This window comes from Streptomyces sp. NPDC015346 (assembly GCF_043078785.1).
Taxonomy (GTDB): Bacteria; Actinomycetota; Actinomycetes; order Streptomycetales; family Streptomycetaceae; genus Streptomyces.
Genome location: NZ_JBIBTW010000001.1, coordinates 1,027,722 through 1,053,795 on the forward strand (window position 1 = coordinate 1,027,722; position 26,074 = coordinate 1,053,795).

The window sequence follows — 26,074 nt, forward strand, 5'->3', positions numbered from 1 at the left end:
GGTCTAGATCCCCAGCTGCTTCGTCTGATGAAGCCGCTCGATCGCGTCCTGCTCCCCGTCCAGTTCCACCTTCGCCGCGTCCTGGCGGCCGAAGAGGAACATCGTCAGCTCGCCCGGCTCCCCGGAGACCGTCACCACCGGAGTGCCGCGGTGCGCCACCGCCGTCTGGCCGTTCGGACGGCGCAGGACCAGGCCCACCGGAGCCCTGCGGCCGAGCAGGCGGGCGCCCTTCTCCAGACGGGACCAGAGTGCGTCCGAGAAGACCGGGTCCAGCTCGCGCGGCGACCAGTCGGGCTGGGCCCGCCGGACGTCCTCGGCGTGGACGTAGAACTCGACGATGTTCGCCCCCTCGTCCACCTGCTTGATGGTGAACGGAGACATCCGAGGCGGCCCCGTACGGATCAGCTGGATCAGCTCCTCGTACGGCTTCTCGGCGAATTCGGCCTGCACCCGGTCGAGCCGGGCCTTCAGCGCGGGCACCAGCGTCCCGGCCGCCGCGTCCGGACGGCGCTCACGCACCACCACATGGGCCGCGAGGTCCCGGGTCCGCCAGTCCTCGCACAGCGTCGGAGCGTCGGGCCCGGCGGCCTCCAACAGGTCGGCGAGCAGAAGGCGTTCACGCTTGGCATGGGTCGACATGTCGCCAGCGTACGGCCGGGGCGACCGGTCCGCCCAGTGGACGCTCCGCCGGACACCCGCCCCTTCCACGGCACAATGGGCCCATGACCAGCACGCCCGGCCCGCCCCGCACGTCCAGCGCTCTCGACCCGGCCATCGCCGCCCGCCTCAGGCGCAGCCCGGACGGCCTCGTCCCGGCCATCGCCCAGCAGTACGACACCGGTGAGGTGCTGATGCTCGGCTGGATGGACGACGAGGCCCTGCACCGCACCCTCACCACCGGCCGCTGCACCTACTGGTCGCGCAGCCGCCAGGAGTACTGGGTCAAGGGCGACACCTCGGGCCACTTCCAGCACGTCAAGGCCGTCGCCCTCGACTGCGACGCCGACACCGTGCTCGTCAAGGTCGACCAGGTCGGCGCCGCCTGCCACACCGGAGCCCGCACCTGTTTCGACGCCGACGTGCTCCCGCTCTCCCAGTAAGGTCAGCCGCCATGGACCTCGAGACCTTCCGCAAGCTGGCGGCCGACCGCCGCGTGATCCCCGTCAGCCGCCGCCTCCTCGCGGACGGCGACACCCCGGTCGGGCTCTACCGCAAGCTCGCCGCCGAACGCCCCGGCACCTTCCTCCTCGAGTCCGCAGAGAACGGCCGGTCCTGGTCCCGGTACTCCTTCATCGGCGTCCGCAGCGACGCCACCCTGACCGTGCGGGACGGCCGGGCCCACTGGCTCGGCACCCCGCCCGTCGGCGTCCCCGTCGACGGCGACCCCCTCCAGGCCCTGCGCGCCACCGTCGAAGCCCTCCACACCCCCCGGGACCTGGCCTCCGGAATGCCGCCCTTCACCGGCGGCATGGTCGGCTACCTCGGCTACGACATCGTCCGCCGCCTGGAGAAGATCGGGGACTCCACTCGCGACGACCTGAAGCTCCCCGAGCTGACCATGCTCCTGACCAGCGACCTCGCCGTCCTCGACCACTGGGACGGCACGGTCCTGCTGATCGCCAACGCGATCAACCACAACGACCTGGAGACCGGTGTCGACGAGGCGTACGCCGACGCCGTCGCCCGCCTCGACGCGATGGAGGCCGACCTGGCCCGCCCCGTCGCGACCGCCCCCGCCGCCCTCCCCGCCTCCGAGCTGCCGGAGTTCTCCGCCCTCTGGGGCGGCCCGGCCTACCAGGACGCCGTCGAGGACATCAAGGAGCGGATCCGGGCCGGCGAGGCCTTCCAGGTGGTGCCCTCCCAGCGCTTCGAGACCCCCTGCACCGCCTCCGCGCTCGACGTCTACCGCGTCCTGCGGGCCACCAACCCGTCCCCGTACATGTACCTCTTCCGCTTCGAGAACGGCTTCGACGTCGTCGGCTCCAGTCCCGAGGCCCTGGTGAAGGTCGAGGACGGGCACGCCATGGTCCACCCCATCGCGGGGACCCGGCACCGCGGTGCCACCCCGCAGGAGGACCACGACCTCGCGGAGGAGCTGCTCGCCGACCCCAAGGAGCGCGCCGAGCACCTCATGCTCGTCGACCTCGGCCGCAACGACCTCGGACGGGTCTGCGAACCCGGCTCCGTCGAGGTCGTCGACTTCATGTCGATCGAGCGGTACTCCCACGTCATGCACATCGTCTCGACGGTGACCGGCCGCGTCGCCGAGGGGAAGACCGCCTTCGACGTCCTCACCGCCTGCTTCCCCGCCGGCACGCTCTCCGGCGCGCCGAAGCCCCGCGCCATGCAGATCATCGAGGAGCTGGAGCCCTCCCGACGCGGCCTGTACGGCGGATGCGTCGGCTACCTCGACTTCGCCGGCGACTCCGACACCGCCATCGCCATCCGTACCGCCCTGCTCCGCGACGGCACCGCGTACGTGCAGGCCGGAGCCGGTGTCGTCGCCGACTCCGACCCCGTCGCCGAGGACAACGAGTGCCGGAACAAGGCGGCCGCCGTCCTGCGCGCCGTCCACACCGCCAACCGGATGAACGGCGGATGAGGACGTAAGGGATAGTGGGGTACGTGAGTGCTGTTCCCGTACCCCAGCCCCGAGCCGCGCGCGCGGGCGGCGCGGCCACCGCTTCCGGCGGCCGCCGCAGCCTGGCCGCGGCCCTTCTGCTCGGCGCCCTCGGTGCCACCGTCGTGCTGCTGTCCACGGGCCAGATCTGGGCCGAGGGCACCGCGCCGGTCGGCGGCGGCACCGTGCCAGTCGAGGCCGACGGCGGCACCGTCACCGGCGTACCCACGGCGCTCGCCATCGTCGGCCTCGCCGCGCTCGTCGCCGTCTTCGCGGTCCGCCGCGCCGGACGCACCCTCGTCTCCGGGCTCCTCGCGCTCAGCGGCGCGGGCGCGGCGCTCGCCGCGTTCCTCGGCGCGTCCGACGACACCGCGCTGGACGCGGAGGCCGCCCGCGTCACCGGCGACACCGCCGCCTCCGTCGCGGACCTGACCCACACCGCGTGGCCGTACGTCACCGCCGCCGGAGCCCTGCTCATCCTCGTGGCCGGCCTCCTCGCCCTGCGCTTCGGCCGGAGCTGGCCGGCGATGGGCGGGCGTTACGAACGCTCCGCGACGCCCCGGCCCGCGCGCAAGGCGTCCGCGGCGGCCGCCCCCGACCGGCCGGAGGACCTCTGGAAGGCCCTGGACCGCGGCGAGGACCCGACACACGAGGACTGAGCGGGAACGACGCGTGATCGTCGCGCCACCCCCGATTCATCCCCGCGGGTCCATGTGCGGGACAATGTGGCCACGAGCGTCCTCGCATGCGAGACCTCACCCGAGCCACCACCGAGCAACAGCAACGAGGAGCAACTCATGGCGGGCAGCGCCCACGGACACACCCCGGCCGCCTGGACCGGTGTCATCATCTCCTTCATCGGCTTCTGCATCGCCGGAATCTTCATGGTGGCGGCCAACGTGGCCGGCTTCTGGGCCGGAATGGCCGTCATCGCCCTCGGCGGTGTCGTCGGTCTCGCGATGAAGGTCGCGGGCATGGGCATGCCGAAGGAGTCGGAGGAGGTGGCCGCCGCGCGCGCGGAGGCGTCCGCGAAGGCGCGGGGCTGACCCACGACACGCCCGAAGGCGCAGCCCGGCCCTCGCGCCGGCCTGCGCCTTCGCGCATCCCGGGCGACAATCACCCCGTGACCGACAAGCCGCCGCCCACCCCGCCGCCCGACCCCCCGGCTCCCTCGCGTGCACCCGCATCTGCGGCGGGGAGCGAACGGGGAGTTCCCGACGCGCCGGCGGCCGTACCTGCGGTGCCTGGCGCGGCAGGTGAACCGGCTGTACCTGCCGTATCGGCTGTACCCGCCGAACCGGCCGTACGCGCCGTGCCTGGCGATACGGGCGTGTCAGCGGTGTCCGGCGCGCCGGACGTCTCGGCTGTGCCGACAGGGTCCGGCTCGGCCGGCGTACGCGCTGGTTCTGGCGCGCATGGCGTGCCGGCCTCGCCGCTCGCGTCCGGCGTGGCCGGCGTTGCTTCCGCCACCCCAGCCCCCCGGGCAGGCGGCCCCGGCGCCGTCGGTCCGGGAGGGTGGGGTGGCGGGGATCCGGGGCACCCGGCCTGGGCCGGGGCCCGCACCGCCGCGCCGCCGACGCGGCGCCTCGCGCGGCGGCTGGTCGCGCCGATCGGGACGCTTGCCGGAGTCGCCGCCGCCTTCGCGTACGTCGGCGCCGTCGACCCGAACGAACCCGGCCACTACCCCGTCTGCCCCCTCCTCCGCTTCACCGGCGTCTACTGCCCCGGTTGCGGCGGACTCCGCAGCGCCCACGCCTTCGTCCACGGCGATCTCGCCACCGCGCTCGGCGCCAACGCCCTCGCCGTCCTCGGCTACGGACTCTTCGCCGTCCTCATGACCGTCTGGCTGATTCGAGCCGTACGCGGCGCGCCCATGAGACTCGCGATCACGCCGGCCTGGGGATGGGCACTGGCAGCCGTCCTCGCCCTCTTCACCCTTGTGCGGAACCTGCCCTTCGGCTCAGCCCTCGCCCCATGAAGTCCCAGCAGGTGGGACGCATGTCAGCCGGATGCGGGCCCCACGCCGTCCTGCGGATACCATCGACATGGCTGAACCTGTTCCACCTTCACCACCGTCACCATCACCCTCCCGGAAGGGGGCCTCTCGCGTGAGTGTGCTCGACGAGATCATCGAAGGCGTGCGCGCCGACCTCGCAGAGCGGCAGGCGCGGGTCTCCCTCGACGAGCTCAAGGAGCGCGCCGCCAAGGCGCCGCAGGCCAAGGACGGCGTCGCCGCACTGCGCGGAGACGGCGTCAAGGTGATCTGCGAGGTCAAGCGCTCCAGCCCGTCCAAGGGCGCGCTCGCCGCGATCGCCGACCCGGCGGGGCTCGCCGCGGACTACGAGGCGGGCGGCGCCGCCGTCATCTCCGTGCTCACCGAGGAGCGCCGCTTCGGCGGCTCGCTCGCCGACCTGGAGGCCGTACGGGCCCGGGTCGACATCCCCGTACTGCGCAAGGACTTCATCGTCACGGCGTACCAGCTGTGGGAGGCGCGGGCGTACGGAGCCGATCTGGCGCTCCTGATCGTCGCCGCGCTCGAACAGGAGGCCCTGGTCTCCCTCATCGAGCGTGCCGAGTCCATCGGCCTGACGCCGCTGGTCGAGGTCCACGACGAGGACGAGGTCGAGCGCGCGGTCGACGCCGGAGCCCGGATCATCGGCGTCAACGCCCGGAACCTCAAGACCCTCAAGGTCGACCGCTCCACCTTCGAGCGGGTCGCCCCCGAGATCCCCGCGAGCATCGTCAAGGTCGCCGAGTCCGGCGTCCGCGGCCCGCACGACCTCATCGCGTACGCCAACGCCGGCGCCGACGCCGTCCTGGTCGGCGAGTCGCTCGTGACCGGCCGCGACCCGAAGGCCGCCGTCGCCGACCTGGTCGCCGCGGGCGCCCACCCGGCCCTCCGCCACGGCCGGAGCTGACCCGCCCCCATGCCCGCCCGCCGCACCACGCCGACCCCCCTGGGCTCCGCCCCAGGGCGCTCCGGCGTGCGCGCGGCGGCAGCGGTCGCCTCACCCGCCCGGGACCCGCACGCCCCCCTGGCCCGCGGCTGCCGGCCGCGCGGCTGCCGGGCGCCGGCCCGGCGGGTCCACGGCCGTCGCGTGCGGTACGTGATCGGCAGCGAGCCCGGCCAGGTCAACGGCATGCGATGGCGCCCGCGCCCCGCGCGCACCTTCACGACCGACAACGCTTAGCCGACACCGGCCTCCCTGTTGGACACAGGCGTGTCCGCTCCCGGCTGCGGCGTTGCCGTACGTGAGGCGTTCGCGCGCATACCGTGACCATCAACCCGCACGTCACCCGGGGCGCCTCCGCCCCGCGAGGAGCAGTCGCATGTCCAGCGAGTTCTTCATTCCGGACCCCGAGGGTCAGGTCCCCACCGCCGAGGGCTATTTCGGCGCCTACGGCGGCAAGTTCATCCCCGAGGCCCTCGTCGCCGCCGTGGACGAGGTCGCCGTCGAGTACGACAAGGCCAAGGCCGACCCCGAGTTCGCCCGTGAACTCAATGAGCTCATGGTCCACTACACCGGTCGCCCCAGCGCCCTCACCGAGGTGCCCAGGTTCGCCGAACACGCCGGTGGCGCCCGGATCTTCCTCAAGCGCGAGGACCTCAACCACACCGGCTCGCACAAGATCAACAACGTGCTCGGCCAGGCCCTCCTCACCAAGCGCATGGGCAAGACCCGGGTCATCGCCGAGACCGGAGCCGGTCAGCACGGCGTCGCCACCGCAACCGCCTGCGCCCTCTTCGGGCTCGAATGCACCATCTACATGGGCGAGATCGACACCCAGCGCCAGGCGCTGAACGTCGCCCGGATGCGCATGCTCGGCGCCGAGGTGATCCCCGTGGCCTCCGGCAGCCGCACCCTGAAGGACGCCATCAACGAGGCGTTCCGCGACTGGGTCGCCAACGTCGACCGCACCCACTACCTCTTCGGCACGGTCGCCGGACCCCACCCCTTCCCCGCTATGGTCCGCGACTTCCACCGCGTCATCGGCGTCGAGGCCCGCCGCCAGATCCTGGAGCGCGCCGGACGCCTCCCCGACGCGGCCGTCGCCTGCGTCGGCGGCGGCTCCAACGCCATCGGCCTCTTCCACGCCTTCATCCCGGACGCCGACGTCCGCCTGATCGGCTGCGAGCCGGCCGGGCACGGCGTCGAGACCGGCGAGCACGCCGCCACCCTGACCGCCGGCGAGCCCGGCATCCTGCACGGCTCGCGGTCGTACGTCCTCCAGGACGACGAGGGCCAGATCACCGAGCCGTACTCCATCTCGGCCGGTCTCGACTACCCGGGCATCGGCCCGGAGCACTCGTACCTCAAGGACACCGGCCGCGGTGAGTACCGCGCGGTCACCGACGACGCGGCCATGCAGGCGCTGCGGCTGCTCTCCCGCACCGAGGGCATCATCCCGGCCATCGAGTCGGCGCACGCGCTGGCCGGCGCGCTCGAGGTCGGCAAGGAGCTCGGCAGGGACGGGCTGCTCGTCGTCAACCTGTCCGGGCGCGGCGACAAGGACATGGACACGGCCGCCCGTTACTTCGGCCTGTACGACGCCGACGCCGAAACCGCCCGGGTCGAGGCCGACGCCTCCGCGGAGAACGGCGCCGCCGAGATTCAGAGGGACACCAAGTGAGCGGGAACATCAACCTCCTCAGCGACACCCTGGCCCAGGCCAAGGCCGAGAACCGCGCCGCCCTCATCGCCTACCTCCCGGCCGGATTCCCGACCGTGGACGGCGGCATCGAGGCGATCAAGGCCGTCTTCGACGGCGGCGCCGACATCGTCGAGGTCGGTCTGCCGCACAGCGACCCGGTCCTCGACGGACCCGTCATCCAGACCGCCGACGACATCGCCCTGCGCGGCGGCGTCAGGATCGCCGACGTCATGCGCACGGTCCGCGAGGCGCACGCCGCCACCGGAAAGCCGGTGCTGGTCATGACGTACTGGAACCCGATCGACCGCTACGGCATCGAGCGGTTCACGGAGGAGCTGGCGGCGGCCGGCGGCGCCGGCTGCATCCTGCCCGACCTGCCGGTGCAGGAGTCCGCGACCTGGCGCGAGCACGCCGACAAGCAGGGTCTCGCGACCGTCTTCGTCGTCGCGCCGAGCAGCCGGGACGAGCGGCTCGCCACCATCACCGCCGCCGGTTCCGGCTTCGTCTACGCCGCCTCCCTGATGGGCGTCACCGGTACGCGCGAGTCGGTCGGCGAGCAGGCCGCCGACCTCGTCCGCCGTACCCGGGCCACCTCGGACCTCCCCGTCTGCGTCGGACTCGGCGTCTCCAACGCCGAGCAGGCCAAGGAGGTCGCGAGCTTCGCCGACGGCGTCATCGTCGGCTCGGCCTTCGTCAAGCGGATGCTCGACGCGCGGGACGAGGCCGCCGGGCTCGCCGCCGTAAGGGAACTGGCGGGCGAACTCGCCGAGGGCGTGCGCCGCGTTTCGTAGCCCGATCGGGTGGTTCTGGGACCGGGGAGGCGCGGACGCGCCTCCCCGGTTCGTTGCTGAGGGCGTGAGCGAGAAGAACCATGACGGTCATCGGAGCGCGCGGGAGCGCCTCCAGCAGCAGCGCGAGCGAGAGAAGGCACGGGATAAGCAGCGACGCGTCCTGATCGTGTCGGCGGCGGTGGTCGGCGTCCTCGGACTGGCCGCCGTGGTCGGCGTGATCGCCGCCAACGCCGGCAAGGACGGCGGCTCCGACAAGGCGGGTCCCGTCGTCGCGCCGAGCGGCGCCGTCGGGGACGACAAACCGGCCGTCCCCACCGGCAAGCCGGACGCCCCCTCGACGCTCACCATCTGGGAGGACTTCCGCTGCCCGGCGTGCGCCTCCTTCGAGAACGCGTTCCGGGACACCATCCATGAGCTCGAGGCGTCCGGCGCCCTCAAGGTCGAGTACCACCTCGTCACCATCATCGACGGGAACATGGGCGGCAGCGGCTCCCTGCGCGCGGCGAACGCCGCCGCGTGCGCCCAGGACGCCGGAAAGTTCACGCCGTACCACGACGTGCTCTACGTGAACCAGCCCCAGGAGACGGACGACGCCTTCGGGAAGAACGACAAGCTGCTGGAGCTGGCGGGGAAGGTGCCGGGGCTCGTCACGCCCGCCTTCCGCAGCTGTGTCGAGGGCGGCACGCACGACAGCTGGATCGCGAAGTCCACCGACGCCTTCCGGAAGGGCGACTTCCGCGGCACTCCGTCGGTCCTCCTCAACGGAGAATCAATCTTCCCGCAGAAGGGGAACGAGCAGATCTCCCCGGAGAACCTGAAGAAGTGGGTCGCCGAGGCCAACAAGGGCAAGAAGCCGGGGACCGCCTCACCGGCCGCCGCCGGCTGACGGCGGTAGTTACGCACACGTTGCCGGGTGGGCTGCCGCCGCGCCCGCCCGGCAGGGTAGCGTCGGTCCTGCCATGGACCTTGCCTACATTCCCAGCCCGTCGACCGGCGTCCTCCACCTCGGACCGGTTCCGCTGCGCGGCTATGCCTTCTGCATCATCATCGGTGTCTTCGTCGCCGTCTGGTACGGCAACAAGCGCTGGCTCGCCCGGGGCGGCAAAGCCGGCACCGTGGCCGACATCGCCGTCTGGGCGGTGCCCTTCGGTCTCGTCGGCGGCCGCCTCTACCACGTGATCACCGACTACCAGCTGTACTTCAGCGAGGGTGAGAACTGGGTCGACGCCTTCAAGATCTGGGAGGGCGGCCTCGGTATCTGGGGCGCCATCGCGCTCGGCGCGGTGGGCGCCTGGATCGGCTGCCGCCGCCGTGGCATCCCGCTGCCGGCGTACGCCGACGCCATCGCGCCCGGCATCGCCCTCGCCCAGGCCATCGGCCGCTGGGGCAACTGGTTCAACCAGGAGCTGTACGGCAGGCCGACCGATCTGCCGTGGGCGCTGAAGATCACGGAGGGCCCGAACCGCGAGGCCGGGCTCTACCACCCGACCTTCCTCTACGAGTCGCTGTGGTGCGTCGGTGTCGCGCTGCTCGTCATCTGGGCGGACCGCCGGTTCAAGCTCGGTCACGGGCGGGCCTTCGCGCTGTACGTCGCCGCGTACTGCGCGGGCCGCGCGTGGATCGAGTACATGCGCGTCGACGAGGCGCACCACGTGCTCGGCCTGCGGCTGAACGTCTGGACGGCGATCGTCGTCTTCGTCCTGGCCGTCGTCTACATCGTGATCTCGGCGCGGGTCCGGCCGGGCCGTGAAGAGGTCGTGGAACCGGCGGCGCGGGCGGCCGACAAGCCCGCCGGGGACGACGAGGAGGACGAGAGCGCCTCGGAGCCCGAGGCGGAGGCCGATTCCGCCGGGGCGGACGAGCCTGCCGACGAGCCTGCGGACCGGCCGCTCGGCTCGGACGACGAGCGGGCCGGGAACGGCGCCGGCAAGAGCTGACCGGGGACGCCCCGCACATCTGCGACGGGGGCGGCCGGGACCGAGAGGTCCGGGCCGCCCCCGTCGGCGTACGTCGGCGGGATGCCGGCGTGCCGGTGCTCCTCAGCCCCTCGCCGCGAGGGTCAGGACCCGGCGGGCCCCCTCCACGACCGCCGCGTCGACGAAGCGGCCGTCCGGGAGGGCCAGGGCGCCCTCCTCCGTCTCCGCCGCCTTGACGACCTCCTCCGCGGCGGCGACCTCGTCAGGGGTGGGGAGGTACGCCTGCTCGATGACCGGCAGCTGGCGGGGGTGGATCGCCGCCCGGCCGAGGAAACCCAGGGCGCGGCCCCGCGCGCAGCTGGCCGCCAGGCTGTCCAGGTCCCGGATGTCGGGGTGGACCGACTGGGCCGGGGGCGGCAGGGCCGCCGCGCGGGCGGCGACCACGACGCGGCTGCGCGGCCAGTCGAGGCCGCTGTCGTCCCGTACGCCGAGATCGGCGCGGAGATCCGCCTCCCCGAGGGCGATGCCGCGCACCGAGGGGTGGGCGGTGGCGATGGCGTAGGCGTGCTCGACGGCCAGGGCGTTCTCCAGGAGCGGGAAGAGCGGGATGCCCGGGACGGCTTCGGCGATCCGGTGGATGTCAGTGGCGTGTGTCACCTTGGGAACACGGAAACCGCACAGGCCGGGGAGGGGGGCCAGGCATGGGATGTCGCGCGGCGAGTGGATGCGCACATGGACCGGTACGGGCTGGGGGTCGGCGAGGAGGTCGGCGGTGGCGGCCAGGGCGTAGGCCTTGCGGTCAGGGGCCACCGCGTCCTCCAGGTCGACGATCACCACGTCCGCGCCCGAGACCAGGGCCTTGCGGACGACGGCGGGGCGGTCCCCGGGGGCGTACAGCCAGGTGAGGGGGAAGGTCATACGGCTCCTTCGCCTCGTAGGGCGCCGATCTCGGCGGGCGTGAGGCCGGCTTCGGCGAGGACCTCGGCCGTGTCCGCGCCGTGCGGCCGGCCGGTCCAGCGGATCGCGCCGGGGGTCTCGGAGAGCCGGAAGAGGACGTTCTGCATGCGGATCGGGCCCAGTTCGGGGTCCGGGACCTCAGTGATGGTGTCCAGGGCGCGGTACTGCGGATCGGTCATCACGTCCCGGATGTCGTAGACGGGGGCGATCGCCGCTTCCGCCTTCTCGAAGGCGGCCATGGCCTCGTCGCGGGTGTGGCGGGCGATCCAGGAGCCGACCGCCTCGTCGAGGACGTCCGCGTGGGCGGCCCGGCCCGTGCCGTCGGCGAACCAGGGCTCGTCGATCAGCTCGGGGCGGCCGACCAGCCGCATCACGCGTTCGGCGATGGACTGGGCGGAGGTGGAGACGGCGACCCAGGAGCCGTCGGCGGTGCGATAGGTGTTGCGGGGGGCGTTGTTGCGGGAGCGGTTTCCGGTGCGGGGCTGGACATAGCCGAGCTGGTCGTACCAGAGGGGGTGGGGCCCGATGACGGAGAGCATCGGTTCGATGATCGCCATGTCGATGACCTGGCCGCGTCCGGTGGTGGTCCTGGCGGTGAGCGCGGTCATCACCGCGTACGCCGTCGCCAGGGCGGCGATCGAGTCGGCCAGACCGAAGGGGGGAAGGGTGGGCGGGCCGTCCGGCTCGCCGGTGATCGAGGCGAAGCCGCTCATCGCCTCGGCGAGGGTGCCGAAGCCGGGGCGGTGGGAGTACGGGCCGAACTGGCCGAAGCCGGTGACCCGGGCGAGGACCAGCTGCGGGTTGACGGTGGAGAGTTCCTCCCAGCCCAGACCCCAGCGTTCGAGGGTGCCGGGGCGGAAGTTCTCCACGATCACGTCGGCGTCGGCGGCGAGGCGCAGCAGGGTGTCGCGGCCGCCGTGGGTGGAGAGGTCGAGGGTGATGGTCCGCTTGTTGCGGCCCAGGACCTTCCACCACAGACCGACGCCGTCCTTGGCGGGGCCGTGGCCTCGGGAGGGGTCGGGCTGGCGGGGGTGCTCGATCTTGACGACGTCGGCGCCGAAGTCGCCGAGCATCATGGCCGCGAGCGGCCCGGCGAAGAGCGTGGCGATATCGAGGACGCGCAAGCCCTGGAGGGGAGGAGCGGCGGAGTCGGTCGCGGGGCGGCTCATACGGCGTCGACCTCCTGGCCGGTGGTGAGGGAGCCGTGGGCCGCGTCGATCTCCGCGCGGTACGGCATCGAGGACGAGGCGCCCGCGCGCTGGACGGAGAGCGCGGCGGCGGTCGAGGCCCAGGCCAGGGCCTCGCGGACGGGGCGGCCCTCGCCGAGGGCGACGGCGAGAGCGCCGACGAAGGTGTCGCCCGCGGCGGTGGTGTCCACGGCGCGGACCCGTGGGGCGGGCACGGTGAAGGGTTCGTCGCCGCGGGCGGCGTGGAGGCAGCCGGCCGCGCCGAGGGTGACGACCACCTCGGGCACGTCCCGCAGCAGCGCCGCCGCCGCCTCGTAGGGGTCGGCGATCCCGGTGAGCGCGGTGGCCTCGTGCTCGTTGGGGACCAACAGGTCCGTGGCGGCGAGGAGTTCGGCGGGCAGTGGCCGGGCGGGGGCGGGGGTGAGGACGGTACGGACGCCGAGGCGGCGGGCGGTGACGGCGCCGGCGGTGACGACGGGGAGGGGGAGTTCGAGCTGGAGGAGCAGGGTGTCGGCGGTGCCGATGAGGGCCTCGTCGCCGTGGGTGAGGGAGGTGACGGTGCCGTTGGCGCCGGGGACGACGACGATCGCGTTGCCGCCCTCGTCGTCGACGACGATGTGCGCGGTGCCGGAGGCGCCTTCGGCGGTGCGCAGGAGGTCGGTGTCGACGCCGGCGCCGTCCAGGGCGGCCCGGAGCCGTACGCCGAAGTCGTCGGTGCCGACCGCGCCGATCATCGCCACCTCGGCACCTGCCCGGGCGGCGGCGACGGCCTGGTTGGCGCCCTTGCCGCCGGGGATCGTGCGGAACTCCCGGCCGGTGACGGTCTCTCCGCGCCCCGGGGCCCTGGGTACGAAGGCGACGAGGTCCATGTTGGTGCTGCCGAGCACCACGATGCTGGTCATGGGCGTACTGCCTCCATGTGCGTCAGTTCGGCGAGGGTGTCGAAGCCCGTGCCGTCGAAGGACGGGATCGAGGTCGAGAGGCGGTTCTTGAGGGGGGAGGTCCAGCGCTCGGGCAGCCGGTCCGGGTGGCCGGCGAGGAGACCGGCGACGGAACCGGCGGTGGCGCCGTTGGAGTCGGTGTCCCAGCCGCCGGAGACCGCCGCGCAGATGGAGCGGGAGAAGTCGCCTTCGGCGTGGGTGAGCGCGGCGGCGAGGAGGGCGGCGTTGGGGACGGCATGAACCCAGTGATACCCGCCGAGCGTGTCGTGGAGCCGGTCCACGACGAGGTCGAAGTCGGGGGTGGCGCGGGCGGTTTCGATGCCGAGGCGGACGGCCCGGGCCAGCCGTGAGCGCGGGGGGATCACGGCGAGCCCGGCGGCGAGGGACTGGTGGACGTCGGCGGTGCCGGTCGCGGCGGTGGCGAGGGTGGCGGCGACGAACATGGCGCCGTAGATCCCGTTGGCGGTGTGGGTGAGCGCCGCGTCCCGGTAGGCCTGCGCGGCGGCGGCCATCGGGTCGCCCGGGTGGATCCAGCCGTGGACGTCGGCCCGGATCTGGGCCCCGATCCACTCGCGGAAGGGATTGCGGTGGACGGCGGTCAGCGGCGGCTCGACGCCGTCGAGGAGGTTGCGGTAGGCGACGCGCTCGGCCGTGAAGGTGCGGCCGGCGGGGAGCTCGTCGAGCCAGAGGCGGGCGACGTCGGCGGTGGTGAAGTCGCGGCCGCACCGCTGGAGCAGGAGGAGGTTGAGGAGGGGGTAGTTGAGGTCGTCGTCCTCGGGCATCCCGTCGATGTTCTCGGCGAGGGAGGTGGCGGCGGACCGGCGGTTCCAGGGGTGGGCGGCGAGGAGCGCGGGAGGCACGCCCTCGGCGGTGAACCAGGAGGAGAGGGGCCAGTCGCCGGCGGCGCGGGCCAGGGCGCGGATGGCGTGCAGGGGAAGTTTCTCGACGGGCTTGCCGAGCAGGCAGCCGGCGGCCCGGCCGAGCCAGGCGGCGTGCAATCGGTCGTACAGACCGGGGGCCACGTCCATGGGCGCGGGGCGGGAGGCGCCGGCCCGGAGGGCGGGCAGGGAGGTGGGTTCGTCGGCGGACAGCGGGCGGGGGAGGGCGGACAGTTCGTCCAGCAGGGTCCGCGCCAGGGCGCGCAGGTGCGGGGGCGCCGGGTCGGGGGAGGCGCCGGCCGCCCCGGGGGCGGGCAGGCCGCCGGCCGCCCGCCAGCGGGCGGCGATCGCGGAGGCGTCACGGCCGTCCTCGGCCGCCTGGCGGAGTTCGTGGCCGAGGAGGTCCTCCGGCTGGACCCAGGTGACGCGCAGGTTCATCGGGCCGCGCGGGTCAGGGCCGCGTACGCCGCCTCGTGCGCCCGGCGCCGTGCCGTGTCGCGGGCGAAGACCTCGTGGGCGACGGCCGTCAGCGCCGCCGCCGGGGCGTGCAGGTCCAGGCGGCTCGCCTCGGCGACCTGCTTCGACCAGTCGGAGGGAACGGCCGCCTCGCCCCGCAGCGCACCCACCAACGCCCCGGCCATGGTCGCGATCGAGTCGCAGTCACGGCCGTAGTTGACCGAGCCGAGCACCGTACGCCGGTAGTCGCCGCCGCCGACAAGGAGCATGCCGAGCGCGACGGGCAGCTCCTCGATCGCGTGGAGCCGGGACGGGCGGCGCGCGCCCAGGGAAGGGGCGCGGTAGTCCGGGCCGACCGTGTCGAAGGGGGCCACCGCGCTCCGCAGCGGGATCAGTGCCGACTCGAAGTCCGAGTGGCGCGCGGCCACTTCGGCGACCGCCTCGATCGCCGAGCGGGTGCCGTCCTTGGCGAGGGCGAGGGAGGCGTCGACCACCGACTCCGGCGTCGCTCCCGGCGTGCACGCCGCCGCCACCGCCGCGGCGAACACACCCGCCGCCTCCCTGCCGTACGAGGACTGGTGGGCGCCGGAGACGTCGAGCGCCTCCGCGTAGGCGCCCGCCGGGTTGGCCGCGTTGACCAGGCCTACCGGCGCCATGTACATCGCGGCACCGCAGTTGACGATGTTTCCGCTGCCCGCCTCGCGCGGGTCGGCATGGCCGTAGTGGAGCCGGGCGACGATCCACTTCTCCGCGAGGAAGATCCGCTGGAGGGGGAGGGCTTCGGCCTCCAGCTCGGGGATCCAGACGGGGTGCGCGATGAGTTCGGGGACCAGGTGGTCCGCCACCGCGTGGGCGTCGAGGTGGTCGCGGACCTTCTCGTACACCCTGATCAGGGCGTGGGTCATCAAGGTGTCGTCGGTGACGTGCCCGTCGCCCTTGTGGTACGGCGCGATGGGGCGGGCCGTGCGCCAGGCCTCGCCGTTCCAGGGGCCGACGATGCCCGTGACGCGGCCGCCGTGGCGTTCCACGATCTGCTCAGGGGCGTAGCCCTCGACGGGGCCGCCGAGGGCGTCGCCGACGGCGGCGCCGATGAGGCTGCCGGTGATCCGGTCATCCAGTGTGGGGGTCATGTCGGAATTGTCCACCCGTGGTGGCCAGTTCCGTGTTTCCGAGGAGCTCGGCGAGTTCGACGAGATCCGTGCCGGCGAGGCGGGGGAGCGCGCAGCCGGCGAGCGTGCGGCAGGCCTCGCGCCAGGTGGCGGGGACCGAGTCGCCGCCGCCGAGCGTGCCGGTGAGCGCGCCCGCGAGCGCCGGGGCGGAGTCCGCGACGCGGGAGAGGCAGGCGGCGGCCGGTACGGCGGCGGAGACCTCGCCCCGTGCGGCGGTGGCGAGGGCGAGGGCGACGGGCACGGTCTCGGCGGCGGCGATGCCGTAGCTGTAGACGTGGTCGACGATCTGGTGCTCGAGGAGGGGGACGAGCTCGAAGGCGGTCGCGGCCTCCTCGGCCATCTTCACCGCCTGGCGGGCGTTGCGGCCGATCTCGGTGGCGGGCGGAAGCTGGGTGAGCGCGGCGGCGACGGCGTCGTCGACCGTCGCCCCGCCGAGCGCGGCGGCGACGGCGGCGGCCATCGCGCGGGCGCCGTGGACGCCGTCCCCGTCCTGGGTGTAGCGGGCGTCGAACTCGGCGAGTTCGGCGGCGGAGGCGGGGTCACCCGGGTGGGCGAGGGCGAGGACGACGGCCCGGACGCAGGCGGCGTCGTCGAAGTAGTGCGGGTTGTCGTGTCCCGTGGCGGGCGGGCGCAGGCCGGTGGCGAGATTACCGAGCCCGGCCCGTACGGAGATCCGGGCGCGGAGGGGGAGGACGGCGGACTCGACCTCGGGGGCGCGATCGGCGGCGGCGGCGATCTGGCTCGCGAGGGAGTTCCAGGCCATGTCGACGGCGGCGCGGAGGCGGCGCTCGGGGGAGAGGGAGGTGAAGAGGGGGCCCGAGGCGGCGAGGAAGGCCTCGGCGGTGAAGACGGCCCACTCGGCGTCGTCGGAGGGGCCGAGGCGGAGGGGCTCGGGGGGCTGGTTGAGGGCGATGGGGACGGGGAGGGTGGTGGTGGCGTTCTGCTCGGCGAAGGTGTCGAGCTCACGGGTGAGGCGGCGGGTCCACTCGGGCATCCGGGCGGCCCTGTGCCTGGCCGCGGGCCACCCGGCGGCGTCGCCCGCGGCGAGCCCGAGGAGCAGGCCCTCGATCTTGGCGACCGGGGCGCCCTGCCTCGGGCTGGCCCCGAGAGCCCCGTGCGCGACCGGGCTCCCGTGGGCGCCGCCCTCGTCACGGCCACCGCGTCCCGCTGGACGATTGCCCACAGCGCCGGTAGGGACTGGGGCGCGCGCGGCCCCATCGAGCAGCGCGGGCACCCCGGGCCCAGCCGGCCCCGCCGACGCGGCGGGGCCATCGGGCGACGGAGTCCCGCTGGGTGCGGTGGGGCCGACCGGCACGGTGGGGGTGCCCGGCCCGGCGGCGGGGGCCGCCGGCCGCGCAGGCCCAGCGAGCAGCGCGGGCACATCGGGCAACGCGGGCCCACCGGGACCAGCCGGCCGCACCGGCTCCCCGGCCCCAGCCGGCTCCCCGGCCCCAGCCGGCTCCCCGGCCCCAGCCGGGCCGCCGGACCCAGCGGGGCCGCCGCGCCCAGCCGGGCGGCCGGGATCAGCCAGGCCCGCCGGTACGGCGGGGGTAACGGGCCGCGCCGGCTCCCCGAGCCCCTCCGGCTCCTCGGCCCCAGTCGGCCCGCCGGGCCGCGAAGGCTCCCCGGGTCCAGTCGGCCCGCCGGGCCGCGCCGGCTCCCCGGGCCCAGCCGGGCCCGCCGGTGCGGCGGGGGTAACGGGCCGCGCAGGTCCACCGGGCCCCACCGGCCCACCGGGCCCCACCGGCTCCTCGGCCCCAGCCGGCCCGCCGGGCCCCGCCGGCTCCCCGGGCCCAGGCGGCCCGCCGGGTCGCGTAGGCCCGCCTTGCCCAGCCGGGTCGCCGGGTCCTCCCGGTTCCCCGGGGGCTGTCGGGGTCGCGGTGGGGGTCGTGCCGAAGGTTTGGTGGGTGAGGTTGGGGGTGGTCATGCTGCCTCCTCGTCGTCGGAGGTCAGGAGGTCCGCGATGTCCAGGACGTGGTAGCCCCGCATCGACGGCAGGCAGCTGCCCCGTACCGGGCCGATGGCGCTCGACCACTCCGCCGGGATCGCCGAGGCGCCCGCCACCGCGCCGGCCAGGGCGCCCGCCACCGCCGCCGTGGTGTCGGCGTCGCGGCCCATGTTGACCGCGGTCAGGACCGCCGTACGGAAGTCGCCGCGGGCCGCCGCGAAGGCGCCGAAGGCCAGGCCCACCGCTTCCGGGGCCAGGTCCGTCCACGGGTAGCCGCCGATGACGACCGCCGAGCGGACCGTGCGTTCCCTGGTCAGGGCGTCGGGCTGGACGCGCTGGGCCGCCACCACCGCGCGGCGCATCGAGCGGGCCGTCCAGGAGTCCATCGGCACGACCGAGAGCGCCGCCGCGATCACCGAGGTGACCGAGGCCCCGCCCATCGCCGCCGCGACGCCCGCCGCGACCGCCTGGCCGCCGTAGATCCCCTCGCCGTCGTGGCTCACGCTGCCGTCGATGGCGACCAGGCGCGCCGCCTCCGAGGGACGGCCCGCCGCGAAGACCCCGAACGGGGCCGCCCGCATCGCCAGGCCGTCCGACCAGGCGTGGCGGTGCTGGGCGGAGATGGGGGCGGCCAGGCCCCGGCGGAGGTTCTCCAGCGTGCCGCGCTCGCTGAATCCGGCCCCCCGGAACGGGCCCTCGTCCAGGTCGGCGATCCAGTGGTGCCACGCCCGTTCCACGTGCTGGACGGTCAGCGCGGAGCCGTGCCGGGCGAGCAGCAACCCGGAGAAGATGGCGTACTCCGTGTCGTCCGTGCCGGCCGGACGGTCCGTCACGAAGCCCTCGATCCGGCCCCAGCGGCGGCGGATCTCCGAGGGGCGCATGTTCTCGGCCGGTGCGCCGAGCGCGTCGCCGACCGCGAGGCCGAGCAGCGCGCCCCTCGCCCGCTCGCGCGTGTCGCAAGCGATCGTCCCGGTCTCGCTCACCATCTCGCTCCCTTTTCGTGGTTCCTGGATCTGTGCCACGCGGGAGCCCGAACCGTGCGAAGAAACGTCTCTGTCACCCGGCTGACGCCGCATCGGAAAGGTCAGGTGGGCCTTAGTAAGTACGGCCTGCCTTGCTGGCGCGCCCCTTACATCGCGCGTATTTTCGAGGTGTTGAGGGGCGGCGGGGTCAGCCCGACCCGCCGGAACGACAGGGGAGAAGCATGTCCATCATCGAAACCGAGGCGCCACTTCACGAGGCCCACCGCGACAATCACACGCACCGCGATGTGAACGGCGGCTGGCTGCGCCCGGCGGTCTTCGGCGCGATGGACGGCCTGGTCTCCAACCTGGCCCTGATGACCGGTGTCGCCGGCGGCGCGGTCTCGCAGCAGACCATCGTCATCACCGGTCTCGCCGGGCTCGCGGCCGGCGCCTTTTCCATGGCGGCCGGCGAATACACCTCGGTCGCCTCGCAGCGCGAGCTCGTCCAGGCCGAACTGGACGTCGAGCGCCGGCAGTTGCGCAAGCACCCCATCGACGAGATGGAGGAGCTCGCCGCGCTGTACGTGTCCCGTGGCGTCGAGCCCGCGCTCGCCCGCGAGGTCGCGATGCAGCTCTCCAAGGACCCCGAGCAGGCGCTGGAGATCCACGCCCGCGAGGAGCTCGGCATCGACCCCGACGACCTGCCGTCGCCGATGATCGCCGCGGTCTCCTCCTTCGGCTCGTTCGCGCTCGGCGCGCTGCTGCCCGTCCTGCCGTATCTGCTCGGCGCCACCGCGCTGTGGCCCGCGGTGCTCCTCGCGCTCGTCGGGCTCTTCGGCTGCGGCGCGCTGGTGGCCCGGGTGACCGCCCGCAGCTGGTGGTTCAGCGGCCTGCGCCAGCTCGTCCTCGGCGGCGCGGCCGCGGCCATCACGTACGGGCTCGGCATGGCCTTCGGCGCCGCGCTGTAGCCAGGACTCCGGCGGCGCCGCGCTGTAGCCAGGACCCGGCGCCGCGCTGTAACCAGGACTCCGGCCCGAGCCGGCGCCCGACCGCCCGGAGCAGCCACTCGACCCCATGGCGCCACCGCCCGTACCGAGGTCCCCGTCGCGCGGCGGGGACCTTTCGGGCATCCTTGGGGCAACTGTCCGGCCCTGTCCCCGCCGCTGTGACGTATATCCCTGGGCGGATCCGCCGCCCCGGTGAGACACTATGCGCAGCGCTACATATCTAGCCGTTACTCGCTGGTTTCGAATCCTTAACCACCGGGCATGAGGCGTAAGCGCCGCGGGCAATGAGGCCCGCTCCGCGACGGGTCGTCGAATCCGCTCGAACCACACAAGATCGACCTGTCCACACGTGAACCACCGCCACCGCTCCGTGCCAGCGGTGTCCGCATGCTGGAATGAGCTATCCGTCCTGCGAGAAGCCAGCCATCATGTAACCTGCACGAAATTTCGCGGAGGGCCAACGTCGTCCCTCGGCTGCTGCATATGCCACGACGACGACGGGAGAGCCGATGCGTTCCGACGCCTGGTCGCCCATGGACGGTCGCCCCGCTCCGCAGGGGATGTACGACCCCCGTAACGAACACGACGCCTGTGGTGTCGGGTTCGTGGCCACCCTCACCGGTGTTGCCAGTCACGCACTGGTCGAGCAGGCGCTGACCGTACTGCGCAATCTCGAACACCGCGGCGCCACCGGCTCCGAGCCCGACTCCGGAGACGGCGCGGGCATCCTGCTCCAGGTCCCGGACGCCTTCCTGCGCGAGGTCACCGACTTCGAGCTCCCCGCCGCCGGCGCCTACGCCGTCGGTATCGCCTTCCTGCCCGCCGACGGCCCCGCACAGGCCGTCGAGCGGATCGAGGCGATCGCCGGCGAAGAAGGCCTGACCGTCCTCGGCTGGCGCGAGGTCCCCGTCGCCCCCGAGCTGCTCGGCGCCTCCGCCCGCTCCACCATGCCCGTCTTCCGTCAGCTGTTCGTCGCCGACGGCAGCAGCGAGGGCATCGTCCTCGACCGCAAGGCGTTCCTGCTGCGCAAGCGCGCCGAGCGTGAGGCGGGGACGTACTTCCCCTCGCTCTCCGCCCGCACCATCGTCTACAAGGGCATGCTGACCACCGGCCAGCTGGAGCCCTTCTTCCCGGACCTGTCGGACCGCCGCTGCGCCACCGCCGTGGCCCTGGTCCACTCCCGGTTCTCCACCAACACCTTCCCGAGCTGGCCGCTCGCCCACCCGTACCGCTTCGTCGCCCACAACGGCGAGATCAACACGGTCAAGGGCAACCGCAACTGGATGGTGGCCCGCGAGTCCCAGCTGGCCTCCGACCTGTTCGGCGCGGAGAAGCTGGAGCGGATCTTCCCGATCTGCACGCCGGACGCCTCGGACTCCGCCTCCTTCGACGAGGTCCTCGAACTCCTCCACCTCGGCGGCCGCTCGCTGCCGCACTCGGTCCTGATGATGGTCCCCGAGGCGTGGGAGAACCACGAGACGATGGACCCGGCCCGGCGGGCCTTCTACCAGTACCACGCCACGATGATGGAGCCCTGGGACGGCCCGGCCTGCGTCACCTTCACCGACGGCGTCCAGGTCGGCGCGGTCCTCGACCGCAACGGTCTGCGCCCCGGCCGCTACTGGGTCACCGACGAGGGTCTCGTCGTCCTCTCCTCCGAGGTCGGCGTTCTCGACATCGACCCCGCCAAGGTCGTCCGCAAGGGCCGCCTGCAGCCCGGCAAGATGTTCCTCGTCGACACCGCCGAGCACCGGATCATCGAGGACGACGAGATCAAGGCCGGCCTCGCCGCCGAGAAGCCGTACGCCGAATGGCTGGAGACCGGCGAGATCGAGCTCGAGGACCTTCCCGAGCGCGAGCACATCGTCCACACCCACGCCTCGGTCACCCGCCGCCAGCAGACCTTCGGCTACACCGAGGAAGAGCTCCGCGTCATCCTCGCCCCGATGGCCCGCACCGGCGGCGAGCCGCTCGGCTCCATGGGTACGGACTCCCCGATCGCGGCCCTCTCCGAGCGCCCCCGGTTGCTCTTCGACTACTTCACCCAGCTCTTCGCGCAGGTCACCAACCCGCCGCTGGACGCCATCCGCGAGGAGCTGGTGACCAGCCTGCGCTCCTCGCTGGGCCCCCAGGGCAACCTGCTGGAGCCGACCGCGGCCTCCTGCCGCTCGGTCACCCTGCCCTTCCCGGTGATCGACAACGACGAGCTGGCCAAGCTCATCCACATCAACGCCGACGGCGACATGCCCGGCATGAAGGCCGCGACCCTCTCCGGCCTGTACCGGGTCTCCGGCGGCGGCGACGCGCTCGCCGCCCGCATCGAGGAGATCTGCGCCGAGGCCGACGCGGCGATCGAGGGCGGCGCCCGCCTGATCGTCCTCTCCGACCGGCACTCCGACGCCGAGCACGCGCCGATTCCGTCGCTGCTGCTCACCGCGGCCGTCCACCACCACCTCATCCGCACCAAGCAGCGCACCCAGGTGGGGCTGCTCGTCGAGGCCGGCGACGTCCGCGAGGTCCACCACGTCGCGCTCCTCATCGGCTACGGCGCCGCCGCCGTCAACCCGTACCTCGCCATGGAGTCGGTCGAGGACCTGGTCCGCGCCGGCACCTTCATCGAGGGCATGGAGCCCGAGCAGGCCATCCGGAACCTGATCTACGCCCTGGGCAAGGGCGTTCTCAAGGTCATGTCCAAGATGGGCATCTCGACCGTCGCCTCCTACCGCGGCGCCCAGGTCTTCGAGGCCGTCGGCCTCGACGAGGCCTTCGTCGCGAAGTACTTCAACGGCACCGCCACCAAGATCGGCGGCGCCGGCCTCGACGTCGTCGCCAAGGAGGTCGCGGCCCGCCACTCCAAGGCGTACCCCGCCTCCGGCGTCCCCTCCGCCCACCGCGCCCTCGACATCGGCGGCGAGTACCAGTGGCGCCGCGAGGGCGAGCCGCACCTGTTCGACCCGGAGACCGTCTTCCGCCTGCAGCACGCCACCCGCAACAAGCGGTACGACATCTTCAAGAAGTACACGGAGCGGGTGAACGAGCAGTCCGAGCGCCTGATGACGCTCCGCGGCCTCTTCGGTTTCACCTCCGACCGCCCCTCGATCCCCCTCGACGAGGTCGAGCCGGTCTCCGAGATCGTCAAGCGGTTCTCGACCGGAGCCATGTCCTACGGCTCCATCTCCCGCGAGGCGCACGAGACCCTCGCCATCGCCATGAACCAGCTGGGCGGCAAGTCCAACACCGGTGAGGGCGGCGAGGACCCGGAGCGCCTGTACGACCCGGAGCGCCGCTCCTCCATCAAGCAGGTGGCCTCCGGCCGCTTCGGTGTGACCTCCGAGTACCTGGTCAACGCGGACGACATCCAGATCAAGATGGCGCAGGGCGCCAAGCCCGGCGAGGGCGGCCAGCTGCCCGGCCACAAGGTCTACCCGTGGGTCGCCAAGACCCGGCACTCCACCCCGGGTGTCGGTCTGATCTCGCCGCCGCCGCACCACGACATCTACTCCATCGAGGACCTGGCTCAGCTGATCCACGACCTCAAGAACGCCAACCCGGCGGCCCGCATCCACGTGAAGCTGGTCTCCGAGGTCGGTGTCGGCACGGTCGCCGCCGGTGTCTCCAAGGCGCACGCGGACGTCGTCCTCATCTCCGGCCACGACGGCGGCACGGGCGCCTCGCCGCTCACGTCGCTGAAGCACGCGGGCGGCCCCTGGGAGCTCGGCCTCGCCGAGACCCAGCAGACCCTGCTGCTCAACGGCCTGCGCGACCGGATCGTCGTCCAGACTGACGGCCAGCTCAAGACCGGCCGTGACGTCGTCATCGCCGCGCTGCTCGGCGCCGAGGAGTTCGGTTTCGCGACCGCGCCGCTCGTCGTCTCCGGCTGCGTCATGATGCGCGTCTGCCACCTGGACACCTGCCCGGTCGGCATCGCCACCCAGAACCCGGTCCTGCGCGACCGCTTCTCCGGCAAGGCCGAGTACGTCGTCAACTTCTTCGAGTTCATCGCCGAGGAGGTCCGCGAGCTCCTCGCCGAGCTGGGCTTCCGTACCCTCGAAGAGGCCGTCGGCCACGCCGAGCTGCTCGACACCAGCCGCGCGGTCACGCACTGGAAGGCGCAGGGCCTGGACCTGGCCCCGCTCTTCCACGTGCCCGAGCTGCCCGAGGGCGCGGTCCGCCACGCCCTGATCGAGCAGGACCACGGTCTGGAGAAGGCCCTCGACAACGAGCTGATCGAGCTCGCCGCCGAGGCGCTGGGCGCGGCCACCGCCGAGGAGGCGCAGCCGGTCCGGGCCCAGGTCGCGATCCGCAACATCAACCGCACGGTCGGCACCATGCTCGGCCACGAGGTGACGAAGAAGTTCGGCGGCGCGGGTCTGCCCGCCGACACCATCGACATCACCTTCACCGGCTCCGCCGGCCAGTCCTTCGGCGCCTTCCTGCCGGCCGGTGTCACCCTCCGCCTGGAGGGCGACGCCAACGACTACGTCGGCAAGGGCCTCTCCGGCGGTCGGATCGTCGTCCGCCCGGACCGGGGCGCCGACCACCTGGCGGAGTACTCCACCATCGCGGGCAACACCATCGCGTACGGCGCGACCGGCGGCGAGCTGTTCCTGCGCGGCCGCACCGGCGAGCGCTTCTGCGTCCGCAACTCCGGCGCCCTTGTCGTCTCGGAGGGCGTGGGCGACCACGGCTGCGAGTACATGACCGGTGGCACGGCGGTCGTCCTCGGCGAGACCGGCCGCAACTTCGCGGCCGGCATGTCGGGCGGTGTCGCCTACGTCGTCGACCTCGACCGGGACAACGTCAACTCCGGGAACACGGAGGCGATCGAGGCCCTGTCGGACACCGACAAGGCATGGCTGCACGACGTCGTGCGCCGCCACCACGAGGAGACCGGCTCGACCGTCGCCGAGAAGCTCCTGGCCGACTGGTCCGTGAACGTGGACCGTTTCAGCAAGATCATCCCCACCACGTACAAGGCAGTGCTCGCCGCCAAGGACGCCGCTGAGCTCGCCGGTCTCTCCGAGCAGGAGACCACCGAGAAGATGATGGAGGCGGCGACCAATGGCTGACCCCAAGGGCTTCCTGACCACCGGGCGCGAGGTCGCCAAGACCCGTCCGGTGGGCGAGCGAGTCAAGGACTGGAACGAGGTCTACGTTCCCGGCTCCCTGCTGCCGATCATCAGCAAGCAGGCCGGCCGCTGCATGGACTGCGGCATCCCGTTCTGCCACAACGGCTGTCCGCTGGGGAACCTCATCCCCGAGTGGAACGACTACGCCTACCGCGAGGACTGGGCCCAGGCCTCCGAGCGGCTGCACGCCACCAACAACTTCCCGGAGTTCACCGGCCGCCTGTGCCCGGCTCCGTGCGAGGCCGCGTGCGTGCTCGGCATCAACCAGCCGGCCGTCACCATCAAGAACGTCGAAGTCTCCATCATCGACCAGGCGTGGGACCGCAACGACGTCAAGCCGCAGGCGCCCGAGCGCCTGTCCGGCAAGACCGTCGCCGTCATCGGCTCCGGCCCGGCGGGTCTCGCCGCCGCCCAGCAGCTGACCCGGGCCGGCCACACGGTCGCCGTCTTCGAGCGCGCCGACCGCATCGGCGGCCTGCTGCGCTACGGCATCCCCGAGTTCAAGATGGAGAAGCGGCACATCAACCGCCGCATCGAGCAGATGCGCGCGGAGGGCACCAAGTTCCGCACCGGCGTGGAGATCGGCCGCGACATCACGGCGACCGACCTGCGCAAGCGGTACGACGCCGTGGTCATCGCCGCCGGTGCCACCACCGCCCGCGACCTGCCCGTCCCGGGCCGGGAGCTGAAGGGCATCCACCAGGCGATGGAGTACCTGCCGCTCGCCAACAAGGTCGTCGAGGGCGACTTCGTGGCTCCGCCGATCACGGCCGAGGGCAAGCACGTCGTGGTCATCGGCGGCGGCGACACGGGCGCGGACTGCGTGGGCACCGCCCACCGCCAGGGCGCGGCCTCGGTCACGCAGCTGGAGATCATGCCGCGTCCGGGCGAGGAGCGGACGGCCGGCCAGCCCTGGCCGACCTTCCCGATGCTCTACAAGGTCACCTCGGCCCACGAGGAGGGCGGCGAGCGGGTCTACTCCGTCTCCACCACCCACTTCGAGGGCGACGAGGACGGCAACGTCCAGTTCCTGCACCTGGTCGAGGTCGAGTTCGTCGAGGGTAAGCTGACCCAGAAGCCGGGCACGGAGCGCAAGATCCCCGCCCAGCTGGTCACGCTCGCGATGGGCTTCACCGGCACGGACGTCGAGAACGGTCTCGTCTCGCAGTTCGGCCTGGAGCTCGACGAGCGCGGCAACATCGCGCGGGACGCGGACTTCGCCACCAACGTCGGCGGCGTGTTCGTGGCCGGCGACGCGGGCCGCGGCCAGTCGCTGATCGTCTGGGCGATCGCCGAGGGCCGCTCGGCGGCGCGCGGAGTCGACCGCTTCCTCACGGGAGCGAGCGACCTGCCCGCCCCGATCCGCCCGACGGACCGTGCCCTGACGGTCTGACCCCGGGGTCCACGGACCCCCCAAGACGTCCCGTACAACGACGTACGGAACTGAGCGCGGCGCC

22 protein-coding genes are annotated in these 26,074 nt (G+C 73.2%); 14 read left to right on the plus strand and 8 right to left on the minus strand.

Annotated features, from left to right (window positions below):
- Positions 1 to 3: 3 nt before the first annotated feature.
- Positions 4 to 639 carry a TIGR03085 family metal-binding protein gene (locus tag ACF06X_RS04665; protein ID WP_392285686.1) on the minus strand — a complete coding sequence of 212 codons (636 nt, stop codon included), beginning with the start codon at positions 637 to 639 and terminating at the stop codon, positions 4 to 6.
- Between the two features lie 83 nt (positions 640 to 722).
- Between ACF06X_RS04665 and hisI the strand changes: the two genes are divergently transcribed.
- The 11 genes from hisI to lgt all read left to right on the plus strand — a co-directional run bounded on the left by hisI (position 723) and on the right by lgt (position 10,001).
- Positions 723 to 1,100 carry a phosphoribosyl-AMP cyclohydrolase gene (hisI, locus tag ACF06X_RS04670; RefSeq protein ID WP_392285687.1) on the plus strand — a complete coding sequence of 126 codons (378 nt, stop codon included), beginning with the start codon at positions 723 to 725 and terminating at the stop codon, positions 1,098 to 1,100.
- 11 nt (positions 1,101 to 1,111) lie between these two features.
- Positions 1,112 to 2,602, plus strand: a complete 1,491-nt coding sequence (locus tag ACF06X_RS04675) for an anthranilate synthase component I (protein ID WP_392285688.1) — start codon at positions 1,112 to 1,114, stop codon at positions 2,600 to 2,602.
- 14 nt (positions 2,603 to 2,616) lie between these two features.
- On the plus strand, positions 2,617 to 3,279 hold the full coding sequence (locus tag ACF06X_RS04680; RefSeq protein ID WP_392285689.1) for a TIGR02234 family membrane protein: 663 nt from the start codon (positions 2,617 to 2,619) through the stop codon (positions 3,277 to 3,279).
- A gap of 138 nt (positions 3,280 to 3,417) precedes the next feature.
- Entirely contained in the window at positions 3,418 to 3,666 is a 249-nt protein-coding gene (locus ACF06X_RS04685) for an HGxxPAAW family protein (protein ID WP_392285690.1), read from the plus strand.
- A gap of 551 nt (positions 3,667 to 4,217) precedes the next feature.
- Positions 4,218 to 4,598 carry a DUF2752 domain-containing protein gene (locus ACF06X_RS04690; protein WP_392285979.1) on the plus strand — a complete coding sequence of 127 codons (381 nt, stop codon included), beginning with the start codon at positions 4,218 to 4,220 and terminating at the stop codon, positions 4,596 to 4,598.
- A 130-nt stretch (positions 4,599 to 4,728) separates the two neighbouring features.
- Positions 4,729 to 5,538, plus strand: a complete 810-nt coding sequence (gene trpC, locus ACF06X_RS04695) for an indole-3-glycerol phosphate synthase TrpC (protein WP_392285691.1) — start codon at positions 4,729 to 4,731, stop codon at positions 5,536 to 5,538.
- A 9-nt stretch (positions 5,539 to 5,547) separates the two neighbouring features.
- On the plus strand, positions 5,548 to 5,811 hold the full coding sequence (gene trpM / locus ACF06X_RS04700) for a tryptophan biosynthesis modulator TrpM (RefSeq protein ID WP_392285692.1): 264 nt from the start codon (positions 5,548 to 5,550) through the stop codon (positions 5,809 to 5,811).
- 139 nt (positions 5,812 to 5,950) lie between these two features.
- The gene (gene trpB, locus ACF06X_RS04705) at positions 5,951 to 7,252 is read left to right on the plus strand and encodes a tryptophan synthase subunit beta (protein WP_392285693.1); all 1,302 of its coding nucleotides are present in this window, start codon (positions 5,951 to 5,953) and stop codon (positions 7,250 to 7,252) included.
- Positions 7,249 to 8,064 (plus strand): tryptophan synthase subunit alpha, encoded by an 816-nt coding sequence (gene trpA / locus ACF06X_RS04710; protein ID WP_392285694.1) that lies wholly within the window; start codon positions 7,249 to 7,251, stop codon positions 8,062 to 8,064. The genes trpB and trpA overlap by 4 nt, the downstream gene beginning before the upstream one ends.
- Before the next feature lie 64 nt (positions 8,065 to 8,128).
- Complete coding sequence (locus tag ACF06X_RS04715; RefSeq protein WP_392285695.1) at positions 8,129 to 8,950, plus strand: DsbA family protein; 822 nt, start codon at positions 8,129 to 8,131, stop codon at positions 8,948 to 8,950.
- Between the two features lie 73 nt (positions 8,951 to 9,023).
- Positions 9,024 to 10,001 carry a prolipoprotein diacylglyceryl transferase gene (lgt, locus tag ACF06X_RS04720; protein ID WP_392285696.1) on the plus strand — a complete coding sequence of 326 codons (978 nt, stop codon included), beginning with the start codon at positions 9,024 to 9,026 and terminating at the stop codon, positions 9,999 to 10,001.
- 102 nt (positions 10,002 to 10,103) lie between these two features.
- Here lgt and ACF06X_RS04725 read toward each other — a convergent pair whose 3' ends face one another.
- The 7 genes from ACF06X_RS04725 to ACF06X_RS04755 all read right to left on the minus strand — a co-directional run bounded on the left by ACF06X_RS04725 (position 10,104) and on the right by ACF06X_RS04755 (position 18,502).
- On the minus strand, positions 10,104 to 10,898 hold the full coding sequence (locus ACF06X_RS04725) for an HpcH/HpaI aldolase/citrate lyase family protein (protein ID WP_392285697.1): 795 nt from the start codon (positions 10,896 to 10,898) through the stop codon (positions 10,104 to 10,106).
- On the minus strand, positions 10,895 to 12,106 hold the full coding sequence (locus ACF06X_RS04730) for a CaiB/BaiF CoA transferase family protein (RefSeq protein ID WP_392285698.1): 1,212 nt from the start codon (positions 12,104 to 12,106) through the stop codon (positions 10,895 to 10,897). Before ACF06X_RS04730 ends, ACF06X_RS04725 begins: the two co-directional genes overlap by 4 nt.
- Positions 12,103 to 13,026, minus strand: a complete 924-nt coding sequence (gene rbsK, locus ACF06X_RS04735) for a ribokinase (protein ID WP_392285699.1) — start codon at positions 13,024 to 13,026, stop codon at positions 12,103 to 12,105. The genes ACF06X_RS04730 and rbsK overlap by 4 nt, the downstream gene beginning before the upstream one ends.
- Complete coding sequence (locus ACF06X_RS04740) at positions 13,023 to 14,381, minus strand: ADP-ribosylglycohydrolase family protein (protein ID WP_392285700.1); 1,359 nt, start codon at positions 14,379 to 14,381, stop codon at positions 13,023 to 13,025. The genes rbsK and ACF06X_RS04740 overlap by 4 nt, the downstream gene beginning before the upstream one ends.
- Complete coding sequence (locus ACF06X_RS04745; protein ID WP_392285701.1) at positions 14,378 to 15,529, minus strand: ADP-ribosylglycohydrolase family protein; 1,152 nt, start codon at positions 15,527 to 15,529, stop codon at positions 14,378 to 14,380. Before ACF06X_RS04745 ends, ACF06X_RS04740 begins: the two co-directional genes overlap by 4 nt.
- Positions 15,510 to 16,751 carry an ADP-ribosylglycohydrolase family protein gene (locus tag ACF06X_RS04750; RefSeq protein WP_392285702.1) on the minus strand — a complete coding sequence of 414 codons (1,242 nt, stop codon included), beginning with the start codon at positions 16,749 to 16,751 and terminating at the stop codon, positions 15,510 to 15,512. The genes ACF06X_RS04745 and ACF06X_RS04750 overlap by 20 nt, the downstream gene beginning before the upstream one ends.
- A gap of 740 nt (positions 16,752 to 17,491) precedes the next feature.
- A complete protein-coding gene (locus ACF06X_RS04755; protein WP_392285703.1) occupies positions 17,492 to 18,502 on the minus strand; it encodes an ADP-ribosylglycohydrolase family protein in 1,011 nt (336 codons plus the stop codon).
- Positions 18,503 to 18,720: 218 nt separating this feature from the next.
- Here ACF06X_RS04755 and ACF06X_RS04760 point away from each other — a divergent pair, with 218 nt between their 5' ends.
- The 3 genes from ACF06X_RS04760 to ACF06X_RS04770 all read left to right on the plus strand — a co-directional run bounded on the left by ACF06X_RS04760 (position 18,721) and on the right by ACF06X_RS04770 (position 26,010).
- A complete protein-coding gene (locus ACF06X_RS04760) occupies positions 18,721 to 19,449 on the plus strand; it encodes a VIT1/CCC1 transporter family protein (RefSeq protein WP_392285704.1) in 729 nt (242 codons plus the stop codon).
- A gap of 548 nt (positions 19,450 to 19,997) precedes the next feature.
- Positions 19,998 to 24,557, plus strand: coding sequence for a glutamate synthase large subunit (gene gltB / locus ACF06X_RS04765; RefSeq protein ID WP_392285705.1), 4,560 nt, complete (start codon positions 19,998 to 20,000; stop codon positions 24,555 to 24,557).
- Positions 24,550 to 26,010: a glutamate synthase subunit beta gene (locus tag ACF06X_RS04770; RefSeq protein WP_392285706.1), complete on the plus strand. Its 1,461-nt coding sequence runs from the start codon at positions 24,550 to 24,552 to the stop codon at positions 26,008 to 26,010. Before gltB ends, ACF06X_RS04770 begins: the two co-directional genes overlap by 8 nt.
- Positions 26,011 to 26,074: the final 64 nt, after the last annotated feature.